Source organism: Herbaspirillum sp. alder98, from assembly GCF_020179755.1.
GTDB lineage: Bacteria > Pseudomonadota > Gammaproteobacteria > Burkholderiales > Burkholderiaceae_D > Herbaspirillum.
Genome location: NZ_JAIUCY010000003.1, coordinates 263,000 through 275,671 on the forward strand (window position 1 = coordinate 263,000; position 12,672 = coordinate 275,671).

The following is a 12,672-nucleotide window of genomic DNA, read 5'->3' on the forward strand; positions in this document are numbered from 1 at the left end:
CCGCGCTGCAACTGCGCCAGCACCTCGGTCAGGTCCTTGCAGATGACACAGGCGAGCCCGGCCTTTTCGAGGACCTGGGCCGAGAGTTGCGCATCTTTACCGAAAGGGGGTGCAAATCAGTACACGTCGTCCATCCGCGTTATCTGCCATCGTCACTGGCCGCTCGAAGCGAAACCGGGATCGAGCTTCGGAACACCGGTCAGGATGCCACGGAACTGCCTGAGCACCGGTCCGATATGAATGCCGTTGGCGCCGATGGACATCCGGCGGATGGTGCGTTCGTGCTGGCTGCCGCGTTTCTTGAAGACCGACAAGGCCTGCTGCACTTCGCCTTGCGACTCGAAGTAACGCAACAGCAGCACGTTGTCGGCAAGATAGGTAGCGTCGATGGTGGTCGTCATGTTGCCGCCCAGCATGCCTTGCTGCACGCCGATCAGTAACGTGACCACGCCACGCTGGCCCAGGTAGGTCAGCAGTTCGTGCATATGGATGGACAACAGCTTTTCGTTAGGCATGGCCTGCAGGAAGCCGTTGAGGCTATCGATCACGACCACCTTGGCGCCATTGTCGGCCGCCCGGCAGACCCGATGCACGAACTCACCGGGAGTCAGTTGCGCCGGATCGACCTGCTGAACGTGCATCTGCCCGTCGTGCTGATGCTGGCGCAACGACAAGCCCAGGCTATCGGTGCGGTTGAGCAGATTCGACGCCGATTCCTCGAACAGGAATAACGAAGAACGCAGCCCCTGCTTCAGGCAGGAATGAATGAACTGCGCGGCCAGGGTCGATTTGCCGGCGCCCGGCGGCCCGGCGATCAGGGTGCTGCTGCCCCCTTCGATGCCCCCGCCCAGCATCACATCGAGTTCGTCGATGCCACTGGAAAACTGGATCGGTTTGATGTTTTCACGCGTTTCTGCCGCCACCAGCCGTGGGAACACGACGATGCCACCGTACTGGATCTTATAGTCGTGTAACCCTTCACGAAAAGCGATGCCGCGATACTTGACGATCTCCAGCCGACGGCGCGTGCCGCCGTAGTCGGTGGCCATGCGCTCCAGCGAGATCACACCGTGCGCGATGCTGCGCACCTGCAGATCGCCTTCGCTGGCGGTGCGGTCATCGAGGAACAGCGTAGTGCAGGCACGGGTGGCGAAGAACTGCTTGAAGGCCAGCACCTGGCGGCGATACAGCAACGGGTTGGAAGCCAGCAATTGCAGTTCCGACAATGAATCGAGCACCACACGCACCGGCTTGAGCGATTCGACAATCGACAGTACTGCCCGGGTGGTCGTGCCCATTTCAACATCGCTGGGATCGAAGACGCTGTACTGCTCGTCCGGATTGAGAATGCTCTCTGACGGCAACACTTCGTGAACGGTAACCCCATCCAGAGTCCAGCCGTGGGCCGCTGCCACCGCTTTCAACTCGACTTCGGTCTCGGAGAGGGTGATGTAGAGCACCGATTCGCCACGGCGCGCGCCTTCGATCAGGAACTGAAGCGCCAGCGTCGTTTTACCGGCGCCGGGCGAGCCTTCGAGAAGGAACAGTCGATCGCGCGTCAAGCCGCCGCGCAGCACGTCATCGAGTCCGGCGACGCCGGTGGAAAGAAAAGAGTTACTGTCGGAATTTTGTACAAGTGTCATGATGAGGTCTCCCCCGTTGGCAGCGCAGACTGATTTTTTTCACCTGTCGCCTGTTTCAATAATGTTATTTTCGAGGGCGACGCTGCCGATGGGGTCGTGCGCGTCACGCTGGGTCAGCTTCACGTTCAGCGATAACCAGGGCCGGATAGCCCCTGAGACGACCGATTCCGGCAATTTTATCTGCTTTCAATGAACTCAGTGGAGTGGGACCGCAACTGGGCCGGTCCGTTCGAGTCGACAAGTGCAATTAGTTTGATCACGGATTGGCGCCGCCTCCAAATGTCGTCTATGAGCGACGTTATTTTGAATTTTTCGCGCCATTCACACTCTATCCAAGCGATTGCAAGAATAATAATTTTGTCGCCTCCTTTATAAAGTTGCACCATGGGAAATACCTCGCGGGATACGACAACGGTATTGGTCGTAGAAGACAATGTTGACGCACGGGAAGTCTTCGCTTTCACGCTCAGAATGCATGGTTATGTCACGCTGGAAGCCGGCAATGGGATCGAGGCATTGCAATGCCTGAAAGAGACAGCGGTCCAGTTGATCCTGACCGACTTTCGTATGCCTGAAATGGATGGCCTGCAGATGGCCTCCGCCATCAAGCAGACGCCCGAATACGTCCACATCCCGATGATCCTGCTCACGGCCACGCCGCTGGCTGACAAGCACGCCATGCTCAAGGAGTTCGAGGCCGTGCTGCTCAAGCCCTGTTCGGTGGATGAGCTATTGGCGACGGTGGACCGGGTCGCCGGGTTTCCCGCCTCCTGAAAACAGCGTCCAGAACGCAAAAAGCCCACCAAACTGGCGGGCCGTTCATCTATTAATGCTGGATTATTCCCCGACCCATTCCATCTGAATAGTGTCGAGCGCTGAAACCGTCCACGCTATCGTGCGCAGTACCGTCTCAAATACAGGTGTCATTCGAACCTGTGCGTCATTGCTTTGAACGACGCCTGGACAAAGGACTAACAAATTATTTGCTTCACAGGACGAGCCTGTGATGGTCCAACTAAACCATTTCCTATCAACCCGTGCTATCTGCACGGTGTCAACAGCCGGTAAGCGTTGAACCACGCCTTTGGCAAATCCGGATTTACCGAAGGCGGACCGCATCGTCGCGATACCTGATCTTGTCTATCGATCCTTGCCATCTGCAAGGTACCGATCTGCGGATTTCCGAAGACCAGGAAAGCGGCGACGCTGATGTTGCTATGCTCTTATCGGCCGGGGCCGACAAAAACTTTAGGCGATCACTTGGATGTTGCTGGCCTTCTCGCCCTTGGGACCGACGCTGCGTTCGAACGACACGCGTTGGTTTTCGGACAGGCTACGGAAGCCATTCGATTGGATGTCCTGGAAGTGGGCGAACAAATCTGCGCCACCTGCATCAGGAGTGATGAAACCGAAACCCTTGGCATCGTTGAACCACTTGACCACACCAGTTTGGCTGCTCATGAATATTTCCTTCAATTTAATAGTAGAGGCACATGCCTGAAAGGCACTCGAAACCAAGAAATGAAACCGAAGGAAGTAAGACAGAACGACTAGAAGGGAGAACAACAGTCATGCGGAATTGGGACCAACCAGAAACGACTTGATGCAAGTGCAGACCGAATTATAACTGAATCGGGCAGCTTGTGTTCTATCTGGTGAGAAAAAGATGCTGGCGACGCCACAGTGTGCAGTATCGCCATACTGAATGACGCCTGCAAAGCGAGGCCCGGTCTATGGCCGGGGCCTCGCTTGCACGGCAGATTCTGCCCGAACTTATTTGGTACCAGCCTTGAGTGGCGCACCGGTGTAGCTCAACTCGGGCAATTCCTTTTCGGCTGCGTCCTTCTCTTCAAGACGCAGGTTGATCCGACCGACCAGAAAGCCGAACGCGGGCGAGGAGCGCACGTACTTCACCTCCTTGGCGTCGAGCGAAAAGCTCAGCGTCTTCTCGGTTTCGGTCGAGGTCGCTGCCACATATTGTCCAGCAGGACGATCAACATAGAAAAAGCCGCCAGGTTGCGACTTACCCACCACTTCATCATTCAAACGAACTTCGGGCTGTATCGCAGCGCCGAATCCACTGGAGGAACGAATGAAATAGATGCGGCCTTGATCGGCCTTCAGCGTCGGGATGGCCCCTGCCACTTCCGCGTATTTTGGACCTGTTGCACAACCGGTCAATGCCGCCGCGAGCAATGCGACAGCCAGTAGAGGGCGGAATGTTTTAATCATTGTTTTCTTTCTTTATTGTTAGCTTTGGTGGATGAGACAACGGAGAAAAAGCGGACTCGCCAGGCAGGTAAAAACCGGCCAGCGTGGAATCATTCAAGACCAGATAGGCTTCGTGAACCTGTCGCCCCTCGATGGTGAAGACCAGTCCGACCGGACGATAGACTTCGCCTTGCGGCAGCGTGCCGACACGACGCCAGAGGGAGTTCTGGGGAATACTGCGGCGAAAGCCTTTATCCAGCGTAACGATGGTGCCCGTAATCACCCTAAGGCGCGGCGCGTTTGACGTACTGGCATCGACGAGCGGCGTGAGCGTAGCGGGTTGCGTGATGACGGACGATGCGCATGCGAACAGCATGCTCCCCAGCAGTACGTACCCAACGTACCGCGCGACGATGTTTGGCTTCATTATTCTTTTTGATCGTTTTTGTTAGTAAATCCCGCAGGAAATTCTAAGCGAAAAACTAACTGGCACTACGCCTGCACTTAACTTTTTTAACATTTCATTGTGATATATATCCACAAGGAAAGTCCTGTACAGTCAGGCCAGGAAGGGCGATACCGGCATCGCCATGCCGTCAGAATTTTGTCAGGATAGGTCTGCCTGCGATTGAAATCACGATTAGCCATTATCGGTGGATGACCAATAGATCAAGTTCATCAGACTAACAAACCTGTGTCACGTGCAGGCACAACGAGTTCCGTGGAGGATACGAAGGCGTCAATCACGAACCTTGCCGCGCATCGATTTGATTTCACCGCGCTGCGTCTTGGATTGCAGCCGCTTGCGCTGCGAGCTGCGGGTGGGGCGAGTTGGCCTGCGCAGCACCGACACCTTGCTCACGTCCGCGACCATCTCGTGCAACCGCTGCAAGGCATCCGCCTTGTTCTTTTCCTGGCTGCGATGCGCCTGGGCCTTGATGATGACCACCCCATCCTTGCTGATGCGCTGGTCGCGCAATGCCAGCAGGCGCTGCTTCACCTCGTCCGGCAGGGACGAAGCGTGAATATCGAAACGCAGGTGGATGGCGCTCGATACCTTGTTGACATTCTGCCCACCCGCGCCTTGCGCACGGATGGCGGTCAGTTCGACTTCGTCGTCGGGGATGTAGAGGGGAAAAATGGTAGGCAGTCCGGGATGGAAAACCTCTATTCTAAGGGCTGGTGCGATAACGACATGCGGGCATGACTTCGGCAACATCGGTATCAACCCACAAATCCCCTCAAATTCACAAAGCACCTCAAAACCCGTAAAATGCCGCTCTTCGCGGGTGTAGCTCAATGGTAGAGCAAAAGCTTCCCAAGCCCCGCCACATCAAAAACACCCACTGTTCATGCGGGTTTCAGCGCAGTCGAATGTAGTAACTTCGAAAACTCCACTTTAATCACGGAGTTAGCAGCCATCACATTTTCGCCCCCAGCGCTTGGTCACAAAAAGCTGCTGATATGCAGTTCGACTACCTACTGTGACAAAGCTGCGATGAAAATGTGATGATACTTTGAACTTCAATGACCCCGAACAAGAACCAAAACTCAACAATGATAAGCATTATTAAAAATAATAAGAAAATACTTGCAATGCTAGTTGGAGCATTTTTTTTATTTTCCTCATCTTGTACTCACATAGTCACCGAACCGGATTCTCACTCAGGTTATCGAATAGTTCCTGGTATGGGCTTATTGAACTGCAAAATCGGCGATGATGAAAAGACATTTAAAAATCTATTTTCTGGTACTACGGCCAACGGCTATGTGATATCGAGGACTAATGGAGTAGAAGCCCTCGTGATTGATGGAAAGATCGTTACGCTATTTTTTTTCTTTTCAAAAAACTTAGGCATATTTGATGGTAGAACCTTGGAAGGTATTGGCAAAAATAGTACACCTGATGACGTAATCCAAACGTATGGCAAGCCAGATGTAGATGTAACTGGCTCAGGGCCATTCGCGTCGTCCACGTCCTTGTACACGTATCATGAGCGTTCCATTAAATATCCGTCCAAGGGGATAAGCTTCACGTTTTGGGACGGTCACTTAGCGGATATTCGAGTCTATAAAAGTAGCCGTGTGCGATGACAATTTAATGACTGTAAGAATCGTCGACAATTCACACCCATAGCCCCCACAACACATTCCAACATTGGAACCAAGTGGGCTGCTGCCGGTTTCGAAGACACTTTGTTAAAGTAGTCGAATCACACATCGACGATCGTCAATGTTCTGAACTTCGTTCCATTCGATATAGGTTTCTCCAGCCGCGATAACAGCTTGAAGCAATCGGCCACTACAGAATCCATCACACTGAACACCCCTCAACTTCACAAAACACCTCAAATCCCGCGTAAAATGCCGTTCTTCGCGGGTGTAGCTCAATGGTAGAGCAGAAGCTTCCCAAGCTTACGACGAGGGTTCGATTCCCTTCACCCGCTCCAGATTGCACGCTGCCAACCCCTGTACCCAGTGCGACGGTCCTCGCCGCGCTCTTCGATTCACGAGTCATTCATGTCAGAAAACAAATCCGGCAAGCCGCTGTTCTACGATCCCACCGAACGCCGCATCCGTAGTTTCGTTACCCGCACCGGCCGCGTTTCCAATGCGCAAGAACGCGCGCTCGAAGAGCTCGGCCCCAGGTTCGCCCTGCCTTATGCCAAGCAAACGCTGGACATCGATGCCGCCTTCGGTCGTGCCGCACCCACCGTGCTGGAGATCGGCTTCGGCATGGGCGAAACCAGTGCCAAGATCTCGGCGCTGATGCCAGAGAAGAACTTCATCGGCGTCGAAGTGCATACCCCAGGCGTGGGCAGTTACCTGAAGCTGATCGATGAAGGCAACCTTGCCAACGTGCGCATCATCCAGCACGATGCCGTGGAAGTGCTCAACCACATGATCGCGCCGAACACATTGGCCGGCGTGCATGTGTTCTTCCCCGATCCGTGGCACAAGGCGCGTCATAACAAGCGCCGCCTGATCCAGGGACCGCTGGTGCAATTGCTCAGCTCACGCCTGGCGCCAGGCGGTTACCTGCACTGCGCCACCGACTGGGAAGAATATGCGATCCAGATGCTGGAGGTGCTGAGCGCCGAGCCGACCTTGAAGAATACGTCTACCGATGCTTCCGGTTATGCGCCCCGCCCGGACTACCGCCCGACCACCAAGTTCGAGAACCGTGGCCTGCGGCTGGGGCATGGAGTATGGGATCTGGTGTTCGAGAAGATCGCCTGACGGCAGCTGCGTCGATTTTGTTATTGTTTGATAACGGCTTGTCAGTGATGACAGGCCGTTTTTACGTTCAACCCTGCTCTTGCGAAAACGCCGCAATCAACGCAATCAGTTGGGCGCCATAGGTCTCGAGCTTTTTCTCGCCGACACCGGTGACGTGGCGCAGGTCGTCGATCGACCCCGGGCGCGCCTTGGCGATCTCGCGCATGGTGGCGTCGTGGAAGATGACGTAGGCCGGCACGTTGTGTTCGCGCGCAGTCTCGACCCGCCACCAGCGCAGCTTGTCGAACAGCGCCTGTTCTTGCGGCGTGAGGTCGGTCTCGACGAAGCCGGAGCGCTGCGTGCTGCTGCGCTTGGGCTTGACCGGTTTCTGGTACTGCCGCAACTGGATCTTCTGCTCGCCGCGCAACACCGGACGCGCGGCATCGGTCAGCTTGAGCGAACTGTAGTTCTCGTGGTCGACCGTAAGCAAGCCGATGGCGATCACCTGGCGCAACAATGCGCGCCATTCGGCTTCGCCCACATCGCTGCCGATACCGAAGACCGACAACTGGTCGTGGCGCCACTGCTTGACGCGATCGCCATCGATGCCGCGCAATACGTCCAGCACGTGACCGGAGGCAAAACGCTGCTCGACGCGATATACCGTCGACAATAGTTTCTGCACCTGGACGGTGGCGTCGAACGAGACCGGGGGCGACTGGCAGATGTCGCAGTTGCCACAGGGCGTCGCTTCCTGGCCAAAATAATTGAGGATCAGCACGCGCCGGCAATGCATCGTCTCGCACAGCCCGAGCATGGCGTCGAGCTTGGTGCGCAGCACCCGCTTGAAGTCTTCGTCGGCTTCGGACTCTTCGATCATGCGCCGCTGCTGCACCACGTCCTGCAGGCCATACGCCATCCAGGCATTGGCCGGCAGGCCATCGCGTCCGCCGCGTCCGGTCTCCTGGTAGTAGCCTTCGATGCTCTTGGGCAGGTCGAGGTGGCAGACGAAACGCACGTCGGGCTTGTCGATGCCCATGCCGAAGGCAACAGTGGCCACCATCACGATCCTGTCTTCACGCAGGAAGCGCGACTGGTTGGTGCTGCGCGCCTGGGCGTCCATGCCGGCGTGGTAGGCCAGCGCATTGATGCCCTCGCTACGCAGGAACTCGGCCGTCTCGTCGACCTTCTTGCGCGACAGGCAATAGACGATGCCCGCATCTTCGGCATGCTCGCTCTTGATGAAGTCGAGCAGCTGTTTGCGACCGTTGCCTTTTTCGACGATCTGGTAACGGATGTTGGGACGATCGAACGACGAGACGAATTGCTGCGCCTGTTCGAGTTGCAGGCGATGGACGATCTCGGCGCGGGTCTGGGCGTCGGCGGTGGCGGTCAGCGCAATGCGCGGCACCTGCGGAAAACGCTCGTGCAGGATCGACAGCTTGATGTACTCGGGACGGAAATCATGCCCCCATTGCGAGACGCAATGCGCTTCGTCGATGGCGAACAGGCCGATCTTGATCGAGTCGAGCAGATCCAGGCAGCGCTGCGTCATCAAGCGCTCGGGCGCGACATAGAGCACGTCGAGATCGCCCTGGCGCAAGCGCCGCTCGATCTGCATCGCTTCGTCGAAACTCTGGCTGGAATTGAGAAAGGCGGCGCGCACACCGACTTCGTCGAGGGCATCGACCTGGTCCTGCATCAGGGCGATCAGCGGCGACACCACCACCCCGACGCCGTCGCGCAGCAGGGAAGGCACCTGATAACACAGCGACTTGCCGCCGCCGGTCGGCATCAACACCAGCGCATCGCCACCGCTGGCCACGTGGCGCACGATCTCGCCCTGTTGACCGCGGAACGACGAATAACCGAATACCGTCTCCAGCACATGCAGCGCACGTTGCGGTAACGGGGTATCGGCAGGCAGGGTATCGAAATCGACCATGGAATCTGATTCAGTAGGTAAGTCTATTGCAGCCAGCCGTGGCTGACGGCCGCCAGCAGGAATACGCCGAGCGCTGCGCGATAGACGATGAACGGCCAGGTGGAAAAGCGCTCGAGGAACTTCATCAGCCCCCAGATGGCGGCAAACGCCGACACGCTGGCCACCAGCAGCCCGAACAGCAAAATGCCCCAGGCTTGCAGCGGAATATGCGCATGCCACAATTCGACCAGCTCTTTCAGGCCGGCCAGCGCAATCGCCGGCAACCCCAGCAGGAACGAAAAGCGGGCCGCTTCTTCGCGCTTGAAATTGAGGAACAACGCCGCGGTCAACGTGGAGCCGGAGCGCGATACGCCGGGGATCAAGGCCCCCACCTGCGCCACGCCGACGATGAGCGCGTCGCGCAGGCGCATCTGTTCGACACTGCGGCGATGGCGGCAGGCCACTTCGGCCACGCCCAGCAGCAGCGCCATGGCGATGCACGACCACCCGATCACCGACAGGCTGCGCAGCGGCGAGCCACAGGCATTGAGCACATGCGACAAGGCCAGCCCGGCAATGCAGATGGGAATGGTGGCCAGGACGATGGCCACGGCCAGGCGAAACATCGGATCGTTGAAGTCGCGTCGACGCCAGGCGGCCACGCTGCCGCCGGTAACGGCCACAACATCACGCCTGAAATAACTGATCACGGCGGCCAGTGCGGCCATCTGCATGGCCGCCGAGAAGGCCGAGCCGGGATCGTGCCAGCCAAGCAGGGCCGGGACGATGCGCATGTGCGCCGTGGAGGAGATGGGCAGCAGTTCGGTGATGCCCTGGACGATGCCGAGGAAACCGATTTGCAGATAGCTGAGCGAAGCGAAGCCGATATCGAGGCCGGCGCTGCAGACATTGGCCATGGGAAACTCTTGGGTCTGGAATTTGGCGGTGGAATGATGACGCCGGGGGCATCGAGGCGCCCGGCCGGAACAACAGGAGCGACACTATAGCAGGACTGCAGAAGAGAAACGGCGCGACCGGTTCAGGCTCCGGTCGCGCCATCAGGCCGCGAACTTACTCGGCCCAGACCACCAGGCCACTGTAGGCCGTGATCAGCACGACGAAGCCGAAGACGATGCGGTACCACGCGAAAATCGTGAAATCGTGGGAGCTGATGTAACGCAGCAGCCAGCGCACGCACAGGAAGGCCGACACGAAGGCCGCTACGGTACCCACCGTAAACAACGGCACATCGGCGACGCTGAGCAGGGCCCGGTCCTTGTAGAGCGAATAGATGGTCGCCGCGAACAGGGTCGGGATGGCCAGGAAGAACGAGAATTCGGTCGCCGCCTTGCGCGACAGGCCGAACATCATGCCGCCGATGATGGTGGCGCCCGAACGGCTGGTGCCGGGGATCAGCGCAAACGCCTGGGCCAGGCCGACCTTGAGCGCATCCAGCGGGGTCATGTCGTCGACCGTCTCGATACGGGCCGAGGCCATGCTCATGCGGTCCTTGTTACGCCGCTCGACCCACAGGATCACCAGGCCGCCCACGATGAAGGCGATCGCCACCGAGACCGGGTTGAACAGTTGCTCCTTGATGCTGCGACTGAACAGGAATCCGAGAATGGCGGCCGGCAGGAAAGCGATGATCAGGTTGATCACCAGGCGTTGCGCCTTCCGCTCGGTAAAGAGCCCGGCCAGCACGCTGGCGATGCGGGCGCGATATTCCCAGCAAACCGCAAGAATGGCGCCGGCCTGGATGACGATTTCGAAGACGTCGACTTTTTCCTTCGGGAAAGAAGGACCGGAAAATTCGAGCAGGCTGCCCGTCAGGATCAGGTGACCGGTGGAAGAGATGGGAAGGAATTCCGTCAGGCCTTCGACGATGCCCATGATGAGCGCCTTGAGCGCGAGGATGGTGTCCATACGTGGCTAGTTGGCTTCTTTTGGAGGGTGGATAGGAGAATAATGCGACTGAATCGTAAAAACCGGCTCTTTGACCGCAGCACCGCATAAAGGTGCACCGCAACAAAACGGCATTCTACCGGTTAGCCATTAAGATGTCGGTTTTTGCGCCATAAAATGCGTTTGCGACCGTATCGCGCGCACCGGAAAGGAAACCATGTCCGATATCACCCTCTATCACAACCCCAAGTGCGGCACCTCGCGCAATGTATTGCAGGCTTTGCGCGACGCCGGCGTCGAACCGACCGTGATCGAATACCTCAAGACCCCGCCGGGCCAGGCAACGCTGACCAGGCTGATTGCCGACATGAGCATCCCTGTGCGTGAAGTGATCCGCAGCAAGGAAGCCATCTATATAGAGTTGGGACTGGATGATCCCTCCCTGAGCGATGCGCAGTTGATCGCGAAGATGGTGGAACATCCGATTCTGATCAATCGGCCGATCGTGGTCACGCCCAAGGGGACGTTGCTGGCGCGGCCCAAGGAGCGGCTGGCGGAAGTGTTTCCCTGATGGAGGAATGCGCCAATCGGCTGATAGGCGATTGGTTTACCCAGGCGCGGTCGCTTTTTCGAGCTGATCGAGCCAGATCATGGCAGTTTGCCGGCTGGTTGCGCACATTTCTTCGGAAGGCTGCAGGCCGGCGCAGAAACCGGGCCGCTCCGGGCGGCCAAAAATACGGCAGCGCATGGCTTCATCGAGCTGCACGCACGGGATACCGGCCGGCTTGCCATGCGGCATGCCGGGAATCGGGCTGGTAATGGAAGGCGCGGTACAGCAGGCGCCGCAGTCGGGACGGCAATTCATGGCAATGCAGGTCAACTCAAACAGGTCGTCATTGTAAACGGCTACGGCAGCATGCCGCGCCCATTACCCTTTACATGTGCTTACCTGTCGCCTTGACCACCTTCCTTGACGGCCCCGGATTTGCCACTTACATTGCTGACTCCCGGGTAACTTACCAGCATTCGGTGGTCTCGCCCGATGGTAAATCCCGCTGTGCAGCCTTCACCCTTAGCTCATGTCAGAAGCCCACAAAGAACCCCGCTGGGAACGTCGCAAGCAAGACCGTCCGCAAGAATTGCTGGCGGCGGCGCTGCAATTGTTCGTCGAGCGCGGCTTTGCGGCGACCCGCCTGGAAGACGTCGCCACCCGGGCCGGCGTCTCCAAGGGCACGCTCTATCTGTATTTCGATAGCAAGGAAAGCCTGTTCAAGTCGGTCGTGCGCAGCAACATGCTGCCCCTGCTGGACGAGGCCGAGGCCATGGTCGATGGCCACCAGGGCTCCAGCGCCGAACTGCTGCGGCAGTTGATCATGCGCTGGTGGGAGGCGGTGGCGCACTCGGGACTGTGCGGGATCACCAAGCTGATGATGGCCGAATCAGGCAATTTTCCGGAACTGGCGCGCTTCTATCACGAAGAAATCATCGTGCGCAGCGATGCCATGATGGTGCGCATCCTGCAAAACGGCATGGCCCGCGGCGAGTTTCGCCAGGTCGATGCCGAGTCGATGAAGAAGGTGATCATCGCGCCGGTGGTCATGCTGATGCTGTGGGACCAGTCGTTCGGCCCCTGCGCGATCTCGCCGATCGATCCGCAAGCCTACCTGGCCAGCCTGATCGACCTTTGCATCCATGGCCTGAACCAATCGCATGGCCCCGGAGACGACACGCAAAAATCACACAATAAATAACGTGCGACGACGTCTGCAC

General features: G+C 57.7%; 13 protein-coding genes, 1 tRNA gene and 1 pseudogene. 6 read left to right on the plus strand and 9 right to left on the minus strand.

Features of this window, described 5'->3' with window-relative positions; all coding sequences use genetic code 11:
- Positions 1–152: 152 nt before the first annotated feature.
- Entirely contained in the window at positions 153–1,643 is a 1,491-nt protein-coding gene (locus LBW87_RS09105) for an ATPase domain-containing protein (protein ID WP_225201129.1), read from the minus strand.
- 384 nt (positions 1,644–2,027) lie between these two features.
- Here LBW87_RS09105 and LBW87_RS09110 point away from each other — a divergent pair, with 384 nt between their 5' ends.
- Positions 2,028–2,417, plus strand: coding sequence for a response regulator (locus LBW87_RS09110; RefSeq protein ID WP_225201130.1), 390 nt, complete (start codon positions 2,028–2,030; stop codon positions 2,415–2,417).
- A gap of 474 nt (positions 2,418–2,891) precedes the next feature.
- Here the strand turns inward: LBW87_RS09110 and LBW87_RS09115 are convergent, their stop codons facing one another.
- The 4 genes from LBW87_RS09115 to arfB form a co-directional block, all read right to left on the minus strand.
- A complete protein-coding gene (locus tag LBW87_RS09115) occupies positions 2,892–3,104 on the minus strand; it encodes a cold-shock protein (protein WP_225201131.1) in 213 nt (70 codons plus the stop codon).
- Between the two features lie 312 nt (positions 3,105–3,416).
- Positions 3,417–3,875 (minus strand): DUF2846 domain-containing protein, encoded by a 459-nt coding sequence (locus LBW87_RS09120; RefSeq protein ID WP_225201132.1) that lies wholly within the window; start codon positions 3,873–3,875, stop codon positions 3,417–3,419.
- A complete protein-coding gene (locus LBW87_RS09125) occupies positions 3,868–4,281 on the minus strand; it encodes a hypothetical protein (RefSeq protein WP_225201133.1) in 414 nt (137 codons plus the stop codon). The genes LBW87_RS09120 and LBW87_RS09125 overlap by 8 nt, the downstream gene beginning before the upstream one ends.
- 312 nt (positions 4,282–4,593) lie before the next feature.
- Complete coding sequence (gene arfB / locus LBW87_RS09130; RefSeq protein ID WP_413927635.1) at positions 4,594–5,073, minus strand: alternative ribosome rescue aminoacyl-tRNA hydrolase ArfB; 480 nt, start codon at positions 5,071–5,073, stop codon at positions 4,594–4,596.
- A 308-nt stretch (positions 5,074–5,381) separates the two neighbouring features.
- Here arfB and LBW87_RS09135 point away from each other — a divergent pair, with 308 nt between their 5' ends.
- From LBW87_RS09135 to trmB, 3 genes are all read left to right on the plus strand, one after another.
- Complete coding sequence (locus LBW87_RS09135; protein WP_225201134.1) at positions 5,382–5,948, plus strand: hypothetical protein; 567 nt, start codon at positions 5,382–5,384, stop codon at positions 5,946–5,948.
- 282 nt (positions 5,949–6,230) lie between these two features.
- Positions 6,231–6,304 (plus strand) — tRNA-Gly (locus tag LBW87_RS09140).
- 70 nt (positions 6,305–6,374) lie between these two features.
- A complete protein-coding gene (trmB, locus tag LBW87_RS09145; protein ID WP_225201135.1) occupies positions 6,375–7,094 on the plus strand; it encodes a tRNA (guanosine(46)-N7)-methyltransferase TrmB in 720 nt (239 codons plus the stop codon).
- A gap of 67 nt (positions 7,095–7,161) precedes the next feature.
- Here the strand turns inward: trmB and recQ are convergent, their stop codons facing one another.
- From recQ to LBW87_RS09160, 3 genes are all read right to left on the minus strand, one after another.
- Positions 7,162–9,018: a DNA helicase RecQ gene (gene recQ / locus LBW87_RS09150; protein WP_225201136.1), complete on the minus strand. Its 1,857-nt coding sequence runs from the start codon at positions 9,016–9,018 to the stop codon at positions 7,162–7,164.
- A gap of 23 nt (positions 9,019–9,041) precedes the next feature.
- On the minus strand, positions 9,042–9,914 hold the full coding sequence (locus tag LBW87_RS09155; protein ID WP_225201137.1) for an undecaprenyl-diphosphate phosphatase: 873 nt from the start codon (positions 9,912–9,914) through the stop codon (positions 9,042–9,044).
- A gap of 154 nt (positions 9,915–10,068) precedes the next feature.
- On the minus strand, positions 10,069–10,923 hold the full coding sequence (locus LBW87_RS09160; protein WP_225201138.1) for an undecaprenyl-diphosphate phosphatase: 855 nt from the start codon (positions 10,921–10,923) through the stop codon (positions 10,069–10,071).
- 196 nt (positions 10,924–11,119) lie between these two features.
- On the opposite strand from LBW87_RS09160, the pseudogene arsC reads away from it, so the two are divergent.
- Positions 11,120–11,470 (plus strand): annotated as a pseudogene (gene arsC, locus LBW87_RS09165) (arsenate reductase (glutaredoxin)); the annotation flags it as partial.
- A 39-nt stretch (positions 11,471–11,509) separates the two neighbouring features.
- Here the strand turns inward: arsC and LBW87_RS09170 are convergent.
- On the minus strand, positions 11,510–11,767 hold the full coding sequence (locus LBW87_RS09170) for a YkgJ family cysteine cluster protein (RefSeq protein WP_225201140.1): 258 nt from the start codon (positions 11,765–11,767) through the stop codon (positions 11,510–11,512).
- 214 nt (positions 11,768–11,981) lie between these two features.
- Here LBW87_RS09170 and LBW87_RS09175 point away from each other — a divergent pair, with 214 nt between their 5' ends.
- A complete protein-coding gene (locus LBW87_RS09175; protein WP_225201141.1) occupies positions 11,982–12,653 on the plus strand; it encodes a TetR/AcrR family transcriptional regulator in 672 nt (223 codons plus the stop codon).
- The last annotated feature ends 19 nt before the right edge of the window (positions 12,654–12,672 follow it).

Coding starts and splice junctions, on each gene's coding strand:
- trmB (WP_225201135.1), top strand. CDS start 6,375: ATGTCAGAAAACAAATCCGGCAAGCCGCTGTTCTACGATCCCACCGAA.
- arfB (WP_413927635.1), bottom strand. CDS start 5,073: ATGTTGCCGAAGTCATGCCCGCATGTCGTTATCGCACCAGCCCTTAGA.
- LBW87_RS09115 (WP_225201131.1), bottom strand. CDS start 3,104: ATGAGCAGCCAAACTGGTGTGGTCAAGTGGTTCAACGATGCCAAGGGT.
- LBW87_RS09160 (WP_225201138.1), bottom strand. CDS start 10,923: ATGGACACCATCCTCGCGCTCAAGGCGCTCATCATGGGCATCGTCGAA.
- LBW87_RS09125 (WP_225201133.1), bottom strand. CDS start 4,281: ATGAAGCCAAACATCGTCGCGCGGTACGTTGGGTACGTACTGCTGGGG.
- LBW87_RS09175 (WP_225201141.1), top strand. CDS start 11,982: ATGTCAGAAGCCCACAAAGAACCCCGCTGGGAACGTCGCAAGCAAGAC.
- LBW87_RS09155 (WP_225201137.1), bottom strand. CDS start 9,914: ATGGCCAATGTCTGCAGCGCCGGCCTCGATATCGGCTTCGCTTCGCTC.
- recQ (WP_225201136.1), bottom strand. CDS start 9,018: ATGGTCGATTTCGATACCCTGCCTGCCGATACCCCGTTACCGCAACGT.
- LBW87_RS09120 (WP_225201132.1), bottom strand. CDS start 3,875: ATGATTAAAACATTCCGCCCTCTACTGGCTGTCGCATTGCTCGCGGCG.
- LBW87_RS09105 (WP_225201129.1), bottom strand. CDS start 1,643: ATGACACTTGTACAAAATTCCGACAGTAACTCTTTTCTTTCCACCGGC.
- LBW87_RS09135 (WP_225201134.1), top strand. CDS start 5,382: ATGACCCCGAACAAGAACCAAAACTCAACAATGATAAGCATTATTAAA.
- LBW87_RS09110 (WP_225201130.1), top strand. CDS start 2,028: ATGGGAAATACCTCGCGGGATACGACAACGGTATTGGTCGTAGAAGAC.
- LBW87_RS09170 (WP_225201140.1), bottom strand. CDS start 11,767: ATGAATTGCCGTCCCGACTGCGGCGCCTGCTGTACCGCGCCTTCCATT.